General features: G+C 61.1%; 17 protein-coding genes. 7 read left to right on the forward strand and 10 right to left on the reverse strand.

The window, feature by feature from the left end; all coding sequences use genetic code 11:
- Positions 1-168: 168 nt before the first annotated feature.
- A complete protein-coding gene (mtnA, locus tag J2Y39_RS11260) occupies positions 169-1,245 on the reverse strand; it encodes an S-methyl-5-thioribose-1-phosphate isomerase (RefSeq protein WP_056788343.1) in 1,077 nt (358 codons plus the stop codon).
- 108 nt (positions 1,246-1,353) lie between these two features.
- Here mtnA and J2Y39_RS11265 point away from each other — a divergent pair, with 108 nt between their 5' ends.
- The 4 genes from J2Y39_RS11265 (at position 1,354) to J2Y39_RS11280 (ending at position 5,042) form a co-directional block, all read left to right on the forward strand.
- Entirely contained in the window at positions 1,354-2,688 is a 1,335-nt protein-coding gene (locus tag J2Y39_RS11265; RefSeq protein ID WP_252884653.1) for a TRZ/ATZ family hydrolase, read from the forward strand.
- A 56-nt stretch (positions 2,689-2,744) separates the two neighbouring features.
- A complete protein-coding gene (gene ubiG, locus J2Y39_RS11270; protein ID WP_024013875.1) occupies positions 2,745-3,443 on the forward strand; it encodes a bifunctional 2-polyprenyl-6-hydroxyphenol methylase/3-demethylubiquinol 3-O-methyltransferase UbiG in 699 nt (232 codons plus the stop codon).
- Between the two features lie 4 nt (positions 3,444-3,447).
- Entirely contained in the window at positions 3,448-4,119 is a 672-nt protein-coding gene (gene mupP / locus J2Y39_RS11275; RefSeq protein WP_056788340.1) for an N-acetylmuramic acid 6-phosphate phosphatase MupP, read from the forward strand.
- Between the two features lie 182 nt (positions 4,120-4,301).
- Positions 4,302-5,042 carry a YciK family oxidoreductase gene (locus tag J2Y39_RS11280; protein WP_024013876.1) on the forward strand — a complete coding sequence of 247 codons (741 nt, stop codon included), beginning with the start codon at positions 4,302-4,304 and terminating at the stop codon, positions 5,040-5,042.
- Here J2Y39_RS11280 and J2Y39_RS11285 read toward each other — a convergent pair.
- Positions 5,029-5,247: a hypothetical protein gene (locus tag J2Y39_RS11285; protein ID WP_156388199.1), complete on the reverse strand. Its 219-nt coding sequence runs from the start codon at positions 5,245-5,247 to the stop codon at positions 5,029-5,031. The genes J2Y39_RS11280 and J2Y39_RS11285 overlap by 14 nt on opposite strands.
- Positions 5,248-5,404: 157 nt before the next feature.
- Here J2Y39_RS11285 and J2Y39_RS11290 point away from each other — a divergent pair, with 157 nt between their 5' ends.
- On the forward strand, positions 5,405-6,331 hold the full coding sequence (locus J2Y39_RS11290) for a GGDEF domain-containing protein (RefSeq protein ID WP_310217601.1): 927 nt from the start codon (positions 5,405-5,407) through the stop codon (positions 6,329-6,331).
- Between the two features lie 102 nt (positions 6,332-6,433).
- Here the strand turns inward: J2Y39_RS11290 and J2Y39_RS11295 are convergent, their stop codons facing one another.
- The 7 genes from J2Y39_RS11295 to J2Y39_RS11325 form a co-directional block, all read right to left on the reverse strand.
- Positions 6,434-7,195, reverse strand: a complete 762-nt coding sequence (locus tag J2Y39_RS11295; RefSeq protein ID WP_406226932.1) for a TenA family transcriptional regulator — start codon at positions 7,193-7,195, stop codon at positions 6,434-6,436.
- A 79-nt stretch (positions 7,196-7,274) separates the two neighbouring features.
- Positions 7,275-9,734: an EAL domain-containing protein gene (locus tag J2Y39_RS11300; RefSeq protein ID WP_041478266.1), complete on the reverse strand. Its 2,460-nt coding sequence runs from the start codon at positions 9,732-9,734 to the stop codon at positions 7,275-7,277.
- A gap of 137 nt (positions 9,735-9,871) precedes the next feature.
- Positions 9,872-11,689, reverse strand: a complete 1,818-nt coding sequence (locus J2Y39_RS11305) for an ABC transporter ATP-binding protein (RefSeq protein ID WP_076563770.1) — start codon at positions 11,687-11,689, stop codon at positions 9,872-9,874.
- Positions 11,682-12,284 (reverse strand): DsbA family protein, encoded by a 603-nt coding sequence (locus J2Y39_RS11310; protein ID WP_310218405.1) that lies wholly within the window; start codon positions 12,282-12,284, stop codon positions 11,682-11,684. The genes J2Y39_RS11305 and J2Y39_RS11310 overlap by 8 nt, the downstream gene beginning before the upstream one ends.
- A gap of 35 nt (positions 12,285-12,319) precedes the next feature.
- Complete coding sequence (locus J2Y39_RS11315; RefSeq protein WP_016770934.1) at positions 12,320-13,261, reverse strand: rhodanese-related sulfurtransferase; 942 nt, start codon at positions 13,259-13,261, stop codon at positions 12,320-12,322.
- Positions 13,262-13,413: 152 nt separating this feature from the next.
- The gene (locus tag J2Y39_RS11320; RefSeq protein WP_016770935.1) at positions 13,414-13,713 is read right to left on the reverse strand and encodes a BolA family transcriptional regulator; all 300 of its coding nucleotides are present in this window, start codon (positions 13,711-13,713) and stop codon (positions 13,414-13,416) included.
- Between the two features lie 12 nt (positions 13,714-13,725).
- Complete coding sequence (locus J2Y39_RS11325) at positions 13,726-14,241, reverse strand: DUF2059 domain-containing protein (RefSeq protein ID WP_016770936.1); 516 nt, start codon at positions 14,239-14,241, stop codon at positions 13,726-13,728.
- A gap of 191 nt (positions 14,242-14,432) precedes the next feature.
- On the opposite strand from J2Y39_RS11325, the gene J2Y39_RS11330 reads away from it, so the two are divergent.
- Positions 14,433-15,827 (forward strand): class II fumarate hydratase, encoded by a 1,395-nt coding sequence (locus J2Y39_RS11330; RefSeq protein ID WP_056788329.1) that lies wholly within the window; start codon positions 14,433-14,435, stop codon positions 15,825-15,827.
- A gap of 108 nt (positions 15,828-15,935) precedes the next feature.
- On the opposite strand, the gene J2Y39_RS11335 is transcribed toward J2Y39_RS11330, so the two are convergent.
- Positions 15,936-16,895 (reverse strand): DMT family transporter, encoded by a 960-nt coding sequence (locus J2Y39_RS11335; protein ID WP_310217611.1) that lies wholly within the window; start codon positions 16,893-16,895, stop codon positions 15,936-15,938.
- 210 nt (positions 16,896-17,105) lie between these two features.
- Between J2Y39_RS11335 and J2Y39_RS11340 the strand changes: the two genes are divergently transcribed.
- Positions 17,106-17,297 (forward strand): DUF6316 family protein, encoded by a 192-nt coding sequence (locus J2Y39_RS11340; protein WP_130902159.1) that lies wholly within the window; start codon positions 17,106-17,108, stop codon positions 17,295-17,297.
- The last annotated feature ends 73 nt before the right edge of the window (positions 17,298-17,370 follow it).

Raw genomic sequence — 17,370 nt, forward strand, 5'->3', positions numbered from 1 at the left:
AGAGGCTCAGAGCTTGGTTGAATGTGAAATCGGGGTCTGAATTAGCGATGTTTATTGACATTACCGACCTCTTCGCGAGCAGGCTCGCTCCCACACAGGCCAGTGGCGTTCACAAAACCTGTGGGAGCGAGCCTGCTCGCGAATGGCTCAACACAACACCAAAGCCTGTCAATGCAGGCGCTTGCGACACATCAGCAGGGCCATTTTCGCGGTGTCCGGGCGCTCGACGATGCCTTTCTCGGTGACGATCGCATCGATCAGATCCGCCGGAGTGACATCAAACACCGGGTTGAACGCTTCAACATCGGCACCGACGCGTTTACCGCCAACTTCGAGCAGTTCGGCGCCATCACGCTCTTCGATCGGGATGTCATCGCCGCTGGCGAGGTTCATGTCGATGGTCGAACTCGGCGCCACCACCATGAAGCGCACGCCGTGGTGCATGGCGTTGACCGCCAGTTGATAGGTGCCGATCTTGTTCGCCACGTCGCCATTGGCGGTGATGCGGTCGGCGCCGACGATCACCCAGGTCACGCCTTTGGTTTTCATGATGTGCGCGGCGGCGGAGTCGGCGTTCAGGGTCACCGGGATGCCTTCGTTGGCCAGTTCCCACGCGGTCAGGCGCGAGCCTTGCAGCCACGGCCGGGTTTCGTCGGCGTAAACACGCTCGACCATGCCTTCTATATAAGCAGCGCGGATCACCCCCAGCGCAGTACCGAACCCGCCGGTGGCCAGCGCGCCGGTGTTGCAGTGGGTCAGGATGGCTTGAGCGTTGCCCTGATGCTTGCGAATCAGATCGACACCAAGCTGCGCCATGGTCAGGTTGGCCTCGCGGTCGCTTTCATGAATGGCGATAGCTTCGGCTTCCAGCGCCGCCAGCGGATCGGCGTTGCTTTTCAGGCGATCCAGGCGATCGTGCATGCGGCCCAGCGCCCAGAACAGATTGACCGCGGTCGGACGCGAATCTGCCAACAGCGCGAAATCCTCTTCCAGCGCCGCGTACCAGTCGCCGCCCTCGGCAATCCGCGCCCGCGCCGCGAGGACGATGCCATAGGCCGCACTGATGCCAATAGCCGGCGCGCCACGCACGACCATCGAGCGAATCGCCTCGGCCACGCCGGCGGCGCTGGTGTAGGCGATCCAGGTTTCCTCGAACGGCAAAATACGCTGATCCAGCAGGTGCAGCGCGCCATCACGCCAATCGATGGCCTTCACTTTCTCCGCAGCCAACAGTCGATCGCGCATCCCACACCCCGCACTCATGAACAAAAGCCGCCGATTATAGCGATCCCCCCGCGAAGACGCTCGGGTATACTTCGCCATCCTTTACAAAAGCACTGGAACCGACCCTCGATGCCGAAACCTGCCATTGCGCTCGACCTGTTATTGCTGCCGACCTGGCTGGTCCCCGTCGAACCTGCAGGCGTGGTGCTCAAGGAGCACGGCCTGGGCATCCGTGACGGTTGCATCGTGTTTATCGGCCCGCGCGCCGAAGCGTTGAAGTGTAACGCGACAGAAATCCGTGAACTGCCGGATGTTCTGTTGGCGCCGGGACTGATCAATGCCCACGGCCACGCGGCGATGACACTGTTCCGTGGCCTGGCTGACGATCTGCCGCTGATGACCTGGCTGGAAAACCACATCTGGCCGGCCGAAGGCAAATGGGTCGATGAGGATTTCGTCCGCGACGGCACCGATCTGGCCATCGCCGAGCAGATCAAGGGCGGCATCACCTGCTTCTCTGACATGTATTTCTTCCCGAAGGTCGCCAGCGAGCGCGTACACAACAGCGGTATCCGCGCGCAGATCGCCATTCCGATCCTCGATTTCCCGATCCCCGGCGCCAGCAGTGCCGACGAAGCCATTCGTCAGGGCGTCGAATTGTTCGGGGATCTCAAGCATCACGAACGCATCAAGATTACTTTCGGCCCTCACGCACCCTACACCGTCGGTGATGAGAACCTGGAGAAAATCAGGGTGATCGCCGAGGAGCTGGACGCTTCGATCCATATGCATGTGCATGAAACCGCATTCGAAGTGCAGCAGGCCGTCGAGCAGACCGGCGAACGGCCACTGGCGCGCCTGGGTCGCCTTGGCCTGCTCGGCCCGCGTTTCCAGGCGGTGCACATGACCCAGATCAGCGATGAAGACCTCGCGCTGCTGGTAGAAAGCAACAGCAGCGTGATCCACTGCCCGGAATCCAACCTCAAACTGGCCAGCGGCTTCTGCCCGGTCGAACGTTTGTGGCAGGCTGGGGTGAACGTTGCCGTCGGCACCGATGGCGCGGCGAGCAACAATGATCTGGACCTGCTCGGCGAAACCCGCACCGCCGCCCTGCTGGCCAAAGCCGTCGCCGGCTCTGCCACCGCGCTGGACGCTCATCGCGCCTTGCGCATGGCCACCCTCAATGGCGCCCGTGCGCTGGGGATCGAGGCGCAGGTCGGCTCGCTGGAGATCGGCAAAGCCGCAGACATCGTCGCTTTCGACCTGTCCGGCCTGGCGCAGCAACCGGTGTATGACCCGGTGTCGCAGCTGATCTATGCGACCGGGCGTGATTGCGTGAAACACCTGTGGGTTGCCGGCAAGCAACTGCTCGACGACCGGCGCCTGACCCGCATGGACGAACAACAGCTGGGCGAGACCGCCCGCCACTGGGGCCAGCGCATCAGCGGCCACACCGAATCGTAAACACCGCGGCGCATTATCCGCGGCTACAGCCTTTTTCAAGTTTTAGAGGATTTAACATGAGCAACGTCGACCACGCCGAAATCGCCAAATTCGAGGCCCTTGCCCATCGCTGGTGGGACCGTGAAAGCGAATTCAAGCCGCTGCACGACATCAACCCGCTGCGGGTCAACTGGATCGACGAACGAGTCAATCTGGCCGGCAAGAAAGTCCTCGACGTCGGTTGCGGCGGCGGCATCCTCAGCGAAGCCATGGCCCAGCGCGGCGCCACCGTAATGGGCATCGACATGGGCGAAGCGCCACTGGCGGTCGCACAACTGCATCAGCTGGAATCCGGGGTCAGCGTCGAGTACCGGCAGATCACCGCCGAAGCCCTCGCCGACGAAATGCCCGAGCAGTTCGACGTGGTCACCTGCCTGGAAATGCTCGAGCACGTGCCGGATCCATCGTCGGTAATCCGCGCCTGTTTCCGCATGGTCAAGCCGGGCGGCCAGGTGTTCTTCTCGACCATCAACCGCAACCCGAAGGCGTATCTGTTCGCGATCATCGGCGCCGAATACATCATGAAGCTGCTGCCGCGCGGCACCCACGACTTCAAGAAATTCATCCGCCCCTCCGAGCTCGGCGCGTGGAGCCGCATGGCTGGCCTGACCGTCAAGGACATCATCGGCCTGACCTACAACCCGCTGACCAAGCACTACAAGCTGGCCAACGACGTTGACGTCAACTACATGATCCAGACCCTGCGCGAGGAATAAGCCGATGGCCATCAGAGCGGTACTTTTCGACATGGACGGCACCCTGCTCGACACCGCGCCGGACTTCATCGCCATCTGCCAGGCGATGCGCGTCGATCGCGGTCTGCCGCCGATCAACGACAAGCATATCCGCGACGAGATTTCCGGCGGCGCCAAGGCCATGGTCGCGGTGACGTTCTCGATGGATCCGGAATCGCCGGGCTTTGAGGAGCTGCGTCTGGAGTTTCTCGAGCGCTATCTGGTCGGCTGCGCAGTGCACAGCAAGCTGTTCGACGGCATGGGCGAACTGCTCGCTGACATCGAAAAGGCCAACCTGATCTGGGGCGTGGTCACCAACAAACCGTTGCGTTTCGCCGAGCCGATCATGCAGCGTCTGGGGCTGGCCGAGCGTTCGGCGCTGCTGATCTGCCCGGATCATGTGAAGAACAGCAAGCCGGATCCGGAGCCGCTGATCCTCGCCTGCAAAATGCTTGATCTGGATCCGTCGACCGTGCTGTTTATCGGCGATGATCTGCGCGATATCGAATCGGGCCGCGATGCCGGGACCAAGACCGCTGCGGTGACTTACGGCTATATCCACCCGGACGACAACCCACGGCACTGGGGCGCGGACGTTGTGGTAGATCACCCGCTGGAGTTGCGCAAGGTGCTCGACAGCGCGCTGTGCAGCTGCTGACCTGACTGTTGCAAATTCCCTGTGTGGCGAGGGGATTTATCCCCGCTGGGCTGCGAAGCGGCCCCCGCTTTTATCCAGGCGATGTGACACACAGGTTTCGCGACGGCTTCGCCGCCGAACGGGGATAAATCCCCTCGCCACTGGGTGAAGCAGGTCTTCATGAAATGGACTATGAGGTTTTTATGTTTGATTACACCGCTCGCCCTGAATTGCTCAAGGATCGGGTCATTCTGGTCACCGGTGCCGGCCGTGGCATCGGCGCGGCTGCGGCGAAGACCTATGCCGCACACGGCGCCACTGTGCTGCTGCTGGGCAAGACCGAAGCCAATCTGACCGAGGTCTACGACGAAATCGAGGCTGCCGGTCATCCGCAACCAGCGGTGATCCCGTTCAACCTCGAGACCGCCCTGCCCCATCAGTACGATGAGCTGGCGGCGATGATCGAAACCGAGTTCGGCCACCTCGACGGCCTGCTGCACAACGCTTCGATCATCGGCCCGCGCACGCCGATCGAGCAACTGTCCGGCGAAAACTTCATGCGCGTCATGCAGGTCAACGTCAACGCGATGTTCATGCTGACCAGCACCCTGCTGCCGTTGCTCAAGCTGTCCCAGGATGCTTCGGTGGTGTTCACCTCCAGCAGCGTCGGGCGCAAGGGTCGCGCATACTGGGGCGCCTACGGTGTGTCGAAATTTGCCACCGAGGGCCTGATGCAAACCCTGGCCGATGAAGTGGAAGGCGTTGCGCCGGTACGCTCCAACAGCATCAACCCGGGCGGCACGCGCACCAGCATGCGCGCGCAGGCGTATCCGGGGGAAAATCCGCTGAACAACCCGACACCGGAAGAGATCATGCCTGTGTATCTGTACCTGATGGGCCCCGACAGCGCAGGCGTTAATGGCCAGGCGTTCAACGCCCAATAACGCCATACGTCGCATTTGTTGCCGCGGCAGAATGCTGTCGCGGCAAGCCATTGCCGCTCATAACCGTCACACAGCCGCCAAAAACCCAGCGCGGCTGCTTGGCATTCGCCAGCAAGTCATTGATTCGAAAAGCTTTAAATAAAATCGAACCGAATGGCACGCCTTTCGCTCTAAATTCCCTCAAAACATGCCGTGTGATGGCCATGGGGCAAACGCCGATTTCGATAGCTGACTGATCGTCTTGCGGCAGACTAAACTTACGCCAAACGTCCTACGGGACTGATGGATCAGTACGACGCGCAGCCCATAGCCGCTCTCACCCAGCCTGTAAGACAGACTTACTGCTTAGGGGCTCACGCCATATGAAATCTCCTTCCCAGACCCATGCAATTGACTTTGACAGTGCCAAATTGCAGCGCCTGGGCTTCGGTCAACTACCGGCGCTGATCGAGCGCCCGACCAGCCTGGCGCAATTGCGTCAGCAAATGAGCCTGCAACTGCAAACCAGCCTTGAGCCACAGCGCATCCTTGGCCTGTTCTTCCGCGAAATCCAACGCCTGGTGCCACTGGACGCGCTGAGCTATGTGCATCAGGCCAGCGACTTGCGCCTGGAGTTCGGCGCGCGCGGCCACCACTCGGTCAGCTACACCCTGAGCCACGAAGGCGAGCACATGGGCGAACTGGTCTTCCGCCGCAATCAGCGTTTCAACGACAAGGAACAGGGCGACCTCGAGTCGCTACTGTCCTGTCTGCTGTACCCGATGCGCAACGCCCTGCTCTATCGCGCCGCGACCCAGAGCGCCTTGCGCGACCCGTTGACCGGTGCTGGTAACCGGGTAGCCATGGAGCAGACCTTGCAGCGCGAGATCGACATGTCGCGCCGCCATGCGCAGCCGCTGTCGGTACTGATGCTCGATATCGACCACTTCAAACGGGTCAATGATGACCACGGGCATGGCGCCGGTGATGACGTGCTCAGAGCCATTGCCGCGTCGATCAAGGCGCAACTGCGCAACGTCGACATGGTGTTCCGTTATGGCGGCGAAGAGTTTCTGATCCTGCTGTCCAACACCGGTCGCGAAGCAGCGGCGATGGTCGGCGAGCGTTTGCGCCAGGCGACGCAGTCAGAGGAATATTTTGCCGATGGCCAGTTGATCGAGATCACCGTGAGCCTGGGTTGCTCGACGTTGTTGCCGGGCGAGTCTGCAGACAGCTTATTGCGCCGCGCCGACAGCGCGTTATATGTCGCAAAGCGCGAGGGGCGGAACCGGCTGGCGATGGCCGGCTAAAAATCATTGTCGGAGCGAGCCTGCTCGCGAAGAGGGAGTGTCAGACAACGATTCGTTGCATGACCCACCGCTATCGCGAGCAGGCTCGCTCCCACAGTTCGATCAGCTTTCGGCTACGGTCCGGCGCTCGCGGTTGACCAGCAAGCGTTCCGAAGTTTCAAGCTGCATGCACCGCTCCAGAAACAGGTACATGTAGTCATAACTCTTGCAGATCGCCTGCCGCAGCTCGGCCTGCAACGCCTTGCTCGGGTTCATGCCGGCCAGGGTGCAGATGATTTCCAGCGCTTCCCACGGATGGGCATCGTCGTACTGGGCATGCATCTTCAACCACTTCATCGCGCGCTTGCGATCTTCTTCCGGAAACGCCGCGGCGTAGACCCCGGTCGAGCAGACCACCGCTGACCACTCCCCGGTCGCCCCCTCGATCGCATAATTGGTCGCGGCAATCGCCACGATCAGCGAATCCGCCGAGCTGGTGTGCCAGCACCAGTGACTCAGAGCATGCAGCTCCGGCGGCACTTGCTGGGCCTGGAGATCTTCGAGACTGACGCCATGGGCGCGACTCCAGTGCATCCAGTAGTCGGCGTGATTGAGTTCGACGCGGATGTTGCGCATCAGCCAGCGCCGCGCCATGTCTTCGCCGGGATGGCGGGCAAAGCGGGTCTTGGTGAGGTTCTGCGCCATGTACAAGGCAAACTGCTCGACCACCGGCCAGCCACCGATCAGGTACTGGCGCATGGTTTTCGCGCTGAGTCTGTTGTCGCGCATGCGCTGATAAAGTTCATGTTCGACAACCCGGCGCTTGCTCTCGCTGCAATCCTTGATGAGCTGTTGCGCCCAGGCAGGATAACTTGCAGCTTCCATGAGGGGTCCGGTTCGGTTGAATGTGTCGATCACTGTTCGGCTCCTTTTGAGTTGTGATGGCAAGGATCGGCGAGAGACTTCAACGGAACGTGCCAGGCGCTTTGAACAACAACGGCTGCGGTCTGGCAGGACGACTTTGCAAACTGTCACAGGTAAACAACTGCGGACGCTCGATGACATACCCCTGAGCGTAATCCACACCTATTTCAAGCAACGCCTGTTCGATCTGGTTAGTTTCAACAAACTCGGCAATTGTCTGCTTACCCATAACATGACCGATGTGATTGATCACTTCGACCATTGCCCGATTAATCGGGTCGTCCAGCATATCCTTTACGAAACTCCCGTCGATCTTCAGGAAGTCTACAGGCAAATGTTTCAAGTAAGCGAATGAAGACATTCCGGCACAAAAGTCATCCAGAGAAAAGTGACAACCTAAGCCTTTGAGTTCATTGATAAAACGAATTGCACTGCCAAGATTTGCAATTGCACTGGTTTCGGTAATTTCAAAACAAATCATTTCAGGCGGTATAGCGTAGTTAACAAACTGTTCCCGCAGGAAGTGCAAAAACGCGTCATCTCCTATAGTAATGCCTGACAGATTAATCGCACACATTGCCAAAGGAAGTTCATGTTCCTGTTCAATACACTGGGCAATAACCTTGAAAACGTTTTGAACTACCCAGCGATCTAACTGGGTCATCAAACCATAACGCTCCGCCGCCGGAATAAAGCTGTCAGGCAAAATCATTCGTCCGGATTCATCATGCAGGCGCAGGAGAATTTCGATGTGTCCGGCCTGGCCGGGTTGCGGCTTGAGCGGCGCGATCTGCTGGGCATAAAGGCAAAAGCGGTTTTCTTCCAGCGCCATGTGCAGCCGTTGCACCCAAGCCATTTCACCGAAGCGCATGGACAGTTCGGAGTCGTCCGCATGATAGACCTGCACGCGGTTGCGGCCCTTTTCCTTGGCCATGTAGCAAGCCATGTCCGCCGCACGCAGGGAGGCTTCCAGGGTGGTCGGATTCTGTGCGACATGTACCAGGCCAATACTGACGGTGGTCAGGAACGGCCGTCCTTTCCAGACAAAATGCAGATTCTGCACGGTCTGACGCAGGCTTTCGGCAATCTTCTCCGCGATGTCCGGCGGGCAGTTCTCAAGCAAAATCCCGAATTCATCGCCGCCCAGTCGCGCCAGGGTATCGCCCTCGCGCAAGTCTGATTGCAACAGCGTGCAGATATGCCGCAGCAGTTCATCGCCCGCCGCGTGCCCGCAGGTGTCGTTGACCAGTTTGAACTGGTCCAGATCGAGGAACATCAGTGCATGCCGGCCGGGCTGGCGTGTCAGGTTGTGCAAGGCCTGTTCGAGGCGATATTCGAATTCGCGGCGGTTGGCCAGCCCGGTCAGCGCATCGTGGGTCGCCTGCCAGGACAGGTTGGCGATGTATTGCCGCTCCTGAGTCATGTCGTGCAGCACCAGCACTGTGCCGCTGACGTTGCCGGCATTGCGGATCGGCGCTCCGACCAGGGTCACCGACAGGGTGCTGCCGTCCAGCCGCTGGATCAGCTTGGAATGTTCGCTGCCGCCGCTGAGCTGACCACTGAGAATGTGCTCGATCAACGTCAGCCCTTCGGTCTGGGCGTTATCGTCGAGCAGGTTGAACAGCGCCGACAACGGCAGCCCCGCCGCCTGCTCGGCCTTCCAGTGCGTCATGGCCTCGGCGGCGGGGTTCATGTAATCGATCGCGCCGTTGACGTCGGTGGTGATCACGCCATCGCCAATCGATTGCAAGGTGATGTGCGCGCGATCCTTCTCCAGTTGCAGCGCCTGGGCAAATTCATGCCGTTGCCTGAGCAGTTTGTGCGTGCGCCACAGCGCCAGCGCGATCAGACCCAGCGCGGTGGCCAGGTTGGTGAACAACAGCAGGCGCATGATCACCCGCGAGCCTTCGCCCAAGGCATCGCTGAAAGCCCTGGCCGCTGGGGTGACTGCATCGTTGATGGCGAAGATCTGTAACTTCCAGCGCTGCACATCGCCCGGGCTGGCCTGGTTCTGCGCAATGCCCTGGTGCATCTCCTGCGCGACTTCGTGCAATCGGTCGAGATAGGCATCGCCAATCGTCCAGCGATCGATCGCGGTTTCCAGATAACTGTAGTGGCGGAAATTGAGGTACAGCCAGATGACGCTGGAGACATCGTCCGGATGATTACCGCCCTTGAGAATGCCCTCGCGCGCCGCTTGCAGATCAGGCGGCTGACGATCCAGTGCCAGGCGCAATTGGTGCCCGCCCTGGGGCACGGCAATCGCCGTCAGATATTTGCGGTAGATCGCCTCGTCGCGGCTGTCGGCGTAGAGGTTCAGGTAATAGATGGCGTCTTTCTGGCCCTTGGACCACAGGCTTTCGCCAGCGACGTAGCCTCGCACGGCCGAAAGCACGTAAAGGCTCACGCCCCCCAGTAATGCCTGGAACACCACGACAGCAATAAAGGGCCAGACGATACCCAACAACCGTGGTGTTCCCAGAGTCTGCTTTTGCTTCATGAGATTCCTTGCATGAGCACTGCCCGCTCGCCTTCCGGGCGAATTCGCTATGACGAGACTAGGTGGGGTTCTCGTTCAAGGCAAGGCGCGGCGTTACACCGCGCGCAGAACCTCTGACAGGTCGGCAAGGGTTTCGATCAGTGCTGTTGCAAGTTGCCGTAGAGCTTGGCGTACAGACCGCCGTCGGCGATCAGTTGGCGATGGTCGCCGTCCTCGGCGATCTGCCCGCCGTCGAATACCAGCACGCGGTCCGCCTGTTTCACCGCCGACAGGCGATGGGCAATGATCAGCGTGGTGCGGCCATGGAGAAATTTCGCCATCGCCTGGTGCAGGTTGTACTCGGTGGCGGCATCGAGGGCCGAAGTGGCCTCGTCGAGAATCACCACTTTCGGCTCGGCGAGAATCATCCGCGCAATCGCCAGACGCTGGCGCTGACCGCCGGACAAACGCACGCCGGAGCGACCAACGATGCTGTCGAGGCCAGCGGGCAGCGCACGGATGGTCGCGGCCATCTGCGCAATTTCCAGCGCCTGCCAGCAGGCTTCGTCGCTGCGCATGCGGCCCATGGTCAGGTTGGCGCGCACGCTGTCGTTGAACAGCGCCGGATGCTGCAGCACCACCGCGACGTTCTCGCGCACCGTCTCCAGACCGATCTCCTGCTGGGTCGACCCGCCAAAGCGGATGGTCCCGGCCGCTGGCGTGTACAGGCCCAGCAGCAACTGCACCAAGGTACTTTTGCCGCCGCCGCTGGCGCCGACGATCGCGACTTTTTCGCCGGGCAGGATCGACAGGTTCATCTGATCCAGCACCAACTCGTCGCCGTAACCGAAGCTCAGGCCTTGCACCTCGATGCCGACGGTGTCGCGTCCCTTGAACGGATCGACGCCGCCGGGATACTGCGGCTCGTCGGCGCGCGCCAGCAATTCATTGATCCGCGTCAGCGCACCGCCCGCCGCGTAATAGGCGTATTGCAGATTGAGCAGCTGTTCGACCGGGCCGATCATGAACCACAGGTAACTGAACACCGCGAGCATCTGCCCGATCGACAGGTCGGAAAACAGCACGGTGAGCATCGCCGCTGCGCGGAAGATGTCGATGCCGAACTGGAACAGCAAACCACTGGCGCGGTTCGAGGCGTCGGTTTTCCACTGCGAGTTGACTGCGTAGTTGCGCACCTCCTGCGCGCGCAAACCGAGGCGCCCGAGGAAATAGCCCTGGCGGTTGCCGGCGCGCACTTCCTGAATCGCATCGAGGGTTTCGCTCAGTGCCTGGGTGAAGCGCGAGGTGCTGTCGTTCTCGAGTTTTTTCAGGTGTTTGACGCGTTTGCCGAGCTGCACCGTGGCATAGATCACCAACGGGTTGAACAGCAGAATCAGCAGCGCCAGCTTCCAGTGCATCCACATGAGGATGCTGGCGGTGCCGACCAGGGTCAGCATCGCGACGAGGAAGCGGCTGAGGGTTTCGCCGACGAATTTGTCGAGGGTATCCAGATCGGTGACCAGGTGCGTTGTCACTGTGCCGCTGCCGAGGCTTTCGTATTCGCCGAGGGAAATGCGCTTGAGCCGCTCGATCAGGCGCACGCGAATGCGGTAGACGATGTCCTTGGCCAGGCGCGCGAACAACCGCGACTGCAACACGCCAAAACACAGGGCGCTGCAACGCAAGGTCAGGGTCACCACCAGCATCAGGCCGATATAACCCGCCGCCTGCTGCCACATGCTCGGCAGGAAATGGTTCATGACTTTCAGCGCGGCATCGCCGTGGCCGAGCAGCACTTCGTCGACCAGCAACGGCAGCAGCAACGGGATCGGCACGCTGCACAGCGTCGCCAGCACGGCCACGCCGTTGGCGATCCACAGGGATTTCTTGTGATGCAGTGCCAGACGCCGGACTTCAGCCCAGCTCAGCCGGTCGACACGCTCTACGGCTGGCGTGTCATCGGCGCGGTCAGACACAGGCCGCGCGCTCCAGCCAGCGGCCGAGCAACGGCGACAGCTCGCTGAGCGGTTGATAACCGTTGGTGAGCAGCGCCAGTTGCCCGTTGCGCTCGGCCAGCAGGGTCGGAAAACCAGCGATGCCCAAGTCCTGCACCCAGGTGAAATCGGCCTGGGTCGCCTTGTGCTGATCGGCATGATCGAACAACGCCGCGAATTCGATACGCGGCACACCGGCCTGCTCCGCCAGTTCGACCAGCACGCTGGCCTGGGTGACATCGCGACCTTCGGCGTAAAACGCCTGCTGGATCAGCCCGACCAGTGTCCACGCGCAATCCGGCGCCAGACTGCGCGCGGTGACAATAGCGCGACAGGCAGGCTCGGTGTCGTAGACAAAACCGTCAGGCAACGCGCCGTCGAACTTGAACGGCTGGCCGGTGGCCTCGGTGACCGCTTGCCAGTGCTCGAGAATGTAGCGCCGCGTGGTCGGCTCCAGCGCCGAACCGCTGCCGGTGCGCAACCCGCCGACCACCAGATGCAGCTCCACTCCGGCTGCCTGCGCCTGCTCGACCAGTGCCTTGGCCACCGGACCAAAACCCCAGCACCATGAACACATCGGATCCATCACGTAGAGCAGGCGCGCAGACATGGTTAAGCCTCGGTGGATGCTTGCTTATAGTTGTAGCCGATCGGGTGCGGCTGGTTGCGCGCCTTGGCCAGTTCGATCTGCTTTTGCCGATCGATGGCGCTGCGCCGGGTTTTCTCGCTGAGCTTGTCCCAGCAATGCGGGCAACTGATGCCGGCGACGTAGTGCTCGGAGGCGCGATCTTCAACGCTGACCGGCGTGCGGCAGGCATGACATTGATCGTAGTCGCCTTCCGTCAGGTCGTGACGCACGGTGACGCGGTTGTCGAAGACGAAGCAGTCGCCGCGCCATTTGGTTTCTTCCTGCGGCACCTCTTCGAGGTACTTCAGGATGCCGCCCTTGAGGTGGTAAACCTCTTCGAAGCCCTCGCCGAGCATGTAGCTCGAGGCTTTCTCGCAGCGAATGCCGCCGGTGCAGAACATCGCGACCTTCTTGTGCACGGCCGGGTCGAAGTGTTCTTTGATGTAGTCGGGAAATTCGCGAAAACTGGTGGTTTTCGGATCGATGGCGCCTTCGAAGGTGCCGATCGACACTTCGTAATCGTTGCGCGTGTCGATCAGCAGCACTTCCGGGTCGCTGATCAGTGCGTTCCAGTCCTGCGGCTCGACGTAGGTGCCGACCTTCTTGTTCGGGTCAACGCCTTCAACGCCGAGGGTGACGATCTCTTTCTTCAGCTTGACCTTGGTGCGATAGAACGGCTGTTCGTCGCAGTACGATTCCTTGTGGTCAATGTCGACCATGCGCGGATCGTTCTTGAGCCAGGCGAGCAGACCGTCAATGCCTTCGCGGCTGCCGGAAACCGTGCCGTTGATGCCTTCTTCGGCGATCAGCAGAGTGCCTTTGATGCCGTTGTCGACCATCGCTTGCAGCAGTGGCTCGCGCAGGTCAACGTAATCTTCGAGGGTGACGAACTTATACAGTGCCGCCACGACAATCGGTTGTGTCATGGGTATTTCTCCAGGTGGCTACCCTCGCAAAGGGTGAACCGGATTCAATAAAAAACGCGCCGGCTAAGCGGCGCGTTGCGGATTCTAGCAAAAAACATCACCGCCTGCGGCTGTGCCCTGTAGGAGCTGCCGAAGGCTGCGATCTTTTGATCTTAATGTTTGCTACCGCCGGCACAGGTCGGCGACGCCGGAGCGCCGTCGATCTCTGCCCATTCCTGCGGGGTGTAGGTGTGCAGCGCCAACGCATGGAACTCGCCCATCAGCTCGCCGAGCGTGCCGTAGACTTTCTGGTGGCGCTTGACCCGGTTCAGGCCTTCGAACTGCGCGCTGACCACCACCGCCTTGTAGTGGGTCTGTGACCCGCGACTGTGCATGTGGCTTTCGTCCAGCACTTGCAGGTGCTCAGGCTGTAACAGAGCCAGCGTCGATTCGATGCGTTGTTGCATGGTCATCACGAACTCCGCTTACTTCTTCTTGGCTGGCGCCGCGGCCGGGGTCAGCTCTTTGGTCATGTCGTCGAGCAGCTTGTTGACCACTGGCACCGCGCTTTCCAGTTTGCCCTGGGTCATCTGCGCCGACTGCTGGGTCAGCTGCGGCATTTTTTCCAGGACTTTCTTGCCCAGTGGCGACTGGTAGAAGGCAACCAGATCTTTCAGCTCGGATTCGCTGAAGTTGCTGGTGTAGAGCTTGACCATGTCGGGCTTGAGCTTGTTCCAGCCGATGGCCTGGTCCAGCGCGGCGTTGGCCTTGGCCTGGTAGGTTTCGAGCACGGCTTTCTTCGACTCAGGGGCTTTGGTCTGTTCAAAGCGCTGGGCGAACATTTGCTGCACTTGCATGTACACCGGGGTACCCAGCTTGTCAGCGTGAGCCAGCGTCAGGAAAGCTTCGGCACTGGCGTTGTGGCTGGCGGTATCGGCAAGCACCTGGCCGCTGGCGCAAACCAGTGCAACCGCGGTACAGATGGCGCGAAGACGAGTCATCGAGTTTCCTTTAAGCAAAGCGAGGTCGAACCCCAAGGGCGACCATTCTGCGCCTAACAATCGCTATGGCTCAACCCCCGGCCCTTGCCGCGCTTGATTGGCGGGGTTTTGCGGTCAACAATCGAGCCGATGGAACCACCCGGGCCGATGCCGGCCTAAATTGCGCCAACAGACCAACAGGAGTGTGCACGATGAGCCGTATCGAAACCGACAGCCTGGGCCAGATCGAGGTCCCGGACGACGCTTACTGGGGTGCTCAGACGCAACGCTCGCTGATCAACTTCGCAATCGGTCAGGAACGCATGCCGCTACCGGTGCTGCACGCCCTGGCGCTGATCAAGAAAGCCGCCGCACGGGTCAACGACCGCAACGGCGACCTGCCCGCCGACATCGCTCGCCTGATCGAACAGGCCGCCGATGAAGTGCTCGCCGGCGAGCATGACGAGCAGTTCCCGCTGGTGGTCTGGCAGACCGGCAGCGGTACCCAGAGCAACATGAACGTCAACGAAGTGATCGCCGGTCGCGCCAACGAACTGGCCGGCAACCCGCGCGGCGGCAAGTCGCCGGTGCACCCGAACGATCACGTCAATCGCTCGCAAAGTTCCAACGACTGCTTCCCCACCGCCATGAGCATCGCCACCGCCAAAGCGGTGCAGGAACAACTGCTGCCGGCGATTGCCGAGCTGTCCGGCGGCCTCGCTGAACTGGCGGCACGGCACATGAAACTGGTGAAGACCGGGCGCACGCACATGATGGACGCGACGCCGATCACCTTCGGTCAGGAATTGTCCGGCTTCATCGCGCAACTGGATTATGCCGAGCGCGCCATCCGCGCCGCGCTGCCGGCGGTCTGCGAACTGGCGCAGGGCGGCACTGCGGTCGGCACCGGGCTGAATTCGCCGCACGGCTTCGGTGAGGCGATTGCCGCTGAACTCGCAGCACTGTCCGGTCTGCCGTTCGTCACCGCGCCGAACAAGTTCGCTGCACTGGCCGGCCATGAGCCGCTGGTGACCCTGTCCGGCGCACTGAAAACCCTCGCCGTGGCCTTGATGAAAATCGCCAACGACTTGCGTCTGCTGGGCTCAGGTCCTCGCGCAGGTTTTGCTGAAGTGAAGCTGCCGGCCAACGAACCGGGCAGTTCGATCATGCCCGGCAAGGTCAACCCGACCCAGTGCGAAGCGCTGTCGATGCTCGCCTGCCAGGTGCTCGGCAATGACGTGGCGATCGGTTTTGCCGCCAGTCAGGGGCACTTGCAGTTGAACGTGTTCAAACCGGTGATCATTCACAATCTGCTGCAATCGATCCGTCTGCTCGGCGACGGTTGCAGCAACTTCCAGCAGCACTGCATCGCCGGGCTCGAGCCGGATGCGGAGGTCATGGCCAGGCATCTGGAACGTGGGCTGATGCTGGTGACCGCGCTGAACCCGCACATCGGTTATGACAAGTCGGCGGAGATCGCCAAGAAGGCTTACAGCGAAGGGCTGACTTTGCGTGAGGCGGCGTTGCAGCTGGGTTATCTGACTGATGAAGAGTTCGATGCCTGGGTGCGCCCGGAGAACATGATCGAGGCCGGGGCCAAGGGCTGAGTCATGTAGCGCCTGAAAGTCCGTCTTCGCGAGCAGGCTCGCTCCCACAGGAAAATTGCATTGCAAAGTGGGAGCGAGCCTGCTCGCGAATACAGGCGCCGCCGATCGTCAGCCTGGCACAACCCTGGCCCGCCGCGCCCTGAGCCCGGCAATCAACGATGGCCCCAACGCCACCAGCGCCGAACCCAGCACCACCAGCACCGCCCCGCCATAGCCCAGGGCGTTGATCTCCTCGGCATGCACATACTCGGGCCAGATCCGCGCCGCAATCGCCACCGCAACGAATGTCACCAACGGCGTGATCGCCAGCGTCGCGCTGACTCGCGAGGCTTCCCAGTGCGCCAGCGCTTCGGCGAATGCGCCGTAGGCGATCAAGGTGTTCATGCAGCACGCCAGCAACAGCCAGCCCTGCAACGGGCTCAGATTGAGCGCTTCAAGTGGATGTACCCACGGCGTCAGCAAGAGCCCGCAGAACAGGTAGATCACCATCATCACCTGCAACGAATTCCACACAGTCAGCAATTGCTTCTGGCCCAGCGCGTAGAAGGTCCAGACCGTCGACGCCAGCAGCACCAACAGCACGCCGGCGGTGTAATCAGAGAGCGAAGTCAGCAGCTCGGCCAGGCGCTGATTGAAGAACAGGCCAAAGCCGATCAACAGCACCAGCAAGCCGAGGCCCTGGCCGATGCTGAAGCGCTCCTTGAACACGAACAGGCTGGCGATCAGCAGCATGATCGGACCCATTTGCACCACCAGTTGCGCGGTGCCGGGGCTGAGCAGGTTGAGGCCCATCAGGTACAGCACGTAATTGCCGACCAGCCCCAGTACCGCCATCAGCACCAGCCAGCCGCCCTTCGGCCCGAGCACCTTGCGACTTGGCAGGCGCTTGACCGAAGCCAGATAAATGAACAGGCAGCCGCCGGAAACCATCAGACGAAACCAGGTCACCGTGACCGGGTCCATCACCTGCAATACCTGTTTGAGCTTGATCGGCAGGATGCCCCACAGAAACGCGGTCAGCAGCGCCAGGAACAATCCGTACACCCAGCGCCCCGATGAAATGTGCATGCGAACCCCAAAAGCCTGCTGACAAGAGCCTGCATTCTAGGCGCCCTGTCCCGTGCAACACAGGGACAGTTGCCGCCAGGCCGCGAATGAAACTGTGCAGGTCGCAGCAGTAAACCGGCGCGCCGCCGTTGATCGGCCGGGCAGGCGCGCCAAGTGCTTCAGGCATAAGCTGATTGCAGACTTTTCAACGCATTGATCAGGGAGACCGACATGTACGCCATGCGCGCCGAGGACAGCGCCCCCGCCACCCGTTTTCGCAGCGACCGCGTGTGCCGGGTCAATGGCGAGCTGTATTTCAGCACCCGGGAAAATACCCTTGAGGGGCCGTTTGACGGTCAGGTGATCGAGCGGGAGATTCAGGCTTATATAGCGCGGATGCAGCGGCGGGATTCCAGCCGCTGAACCGTGGCGCTGCCTTCGCGAGCAGGCTCGCTCCCACAGGGGAATGCGATCACCTGTGGGAGCGAGCCTGCTC

It is taken from the genome of Pseudomonas sp. 2957 (assembly GCF_031456345.1).
Taxonomy (GTDB): Bacteria; Pseudomonadota; Gammaproteobacteria; order Pseudomonadales; family Pseudomonadaceae; genus Aquipseudomonas; species Aquipseudomonas siliginis.

Excerpts from the sequence above, each read along its gene's own strand:
- J2Y39_RS11320 (WP_016770935.1), bottom strand. The coding sequence starts at position 13,713 with ATGACCATGCAACAACGCATCGAATCGACGCTGGCTCTGTTACAGCCT.
- J2Y39_RS11290 (WP_310217601.1), top strand. The coding sequence starts at position 5,405 with ATGAAATCTCCTTCCCAGACCCATGCAATTGACTTTGACAGTGCCAAA.
- J2Y39_RS11280 (WP_024013876.1), top strand. The coding sequence starts at position 4,302 with ATGTTTGATTACACCGCTCGCCCTGAATTGCTCAAGGATCGGGTCATT.
- J2Y39_RS11285 (WP_156388199.1), bottom strand. The coding sequence starts at position 5,247 with ATGGCCATCACACGGCATGTTTTGAGGGAATTTAGAGCGAAAGGCGTG.
- mtnA (WP_056788343.1), bottom strand. The coding sequence starts at position 1,245 with ATGCGCGATCGACTGTTGGCTGCGGAGAAAGTGAAGGCCATCGATTGG.
- J2Y39_RS11265 (WP_252884653.1), top strand. The coding sequence starts at position 1,354 with ATGCCGAAACCTGCCATTGCGCTCGACCTGTTATTGCTGCCGACCTGG.
- mupP (WP_056788340.1), top strand. The coding sequence starts at position 3,448 with ATGGCCATCAGAGCGGTACTTTTCGACATGGACGGCACCCTGCTCGAC.
- J2Y39_RS11310 (WP_310218405.1), bottom strand. The coding sequence starts at position 12,284 with ATGTGTTCATGGTGCTGGGGTTTTGGTCCGGTGGCCAAGGCACTGGTC.
- J2Y39_RS11335 (WP_310217611.1), bottom strand. The coding sequence starts at position 16,895 with ATGCACATTTCATCGGGGCGCTGGGTGTACGGATTGTTCCTGGCGCTG.
- J2Y39_RS11330 (WP_056788329.1), top strand. The coding sequence starts at position 14,433 with ATGAGCCGTATCGAAACCGACAGCCTGGGCCAGATCGAGGTCCCGGAC.
- J2Y39_RS11295 (WP_406226932.1), bottom strand. The coding sequence starts at position 7,195 with ATGGAAGCTGCAAGTTATCCTGCCTGGGCGCAACAGCTCATCAAGGAT.
- J2Y39_RS11340 (WP_130902159.1), top strand. The coding sequence starts at position 17,106 with ATGTACGCCATGCGCGCCGAGGACAGCGCCCCCGCCACCCGTTTTCGC.
- J2Y39_RS11315 (WP_016770934.1), bottom strand. The coding sequence starts at position 13,261 with ATGACACAACCGATTGTCGTGGCGGCACTGTATAAGTTCGTCACCCTC.
- J2Y39_RS11300 (WP_041478266.1), bottom strand. The coding sequence starts at position 9,734 with ATGAAGCAAAAGCAGACTCTGGGAACACCACGGTTGTTGGGTATCGTC.
- J2Y39_RS11325 (WP_016770936.1), bottom strand. The coding sequence starts at position 14,241 with ATGACTCGTCTTCGCGCCATCTGTACCGCGGTTGCACTGGTTTGCGCC.
- ubiG (WP_024013875.1), top strand. The coding sequence starts at position 2,745 with ATGAGCAACGTCGACCACGCCGAAATCGCCAAATTCGAGGCCCTTGCC.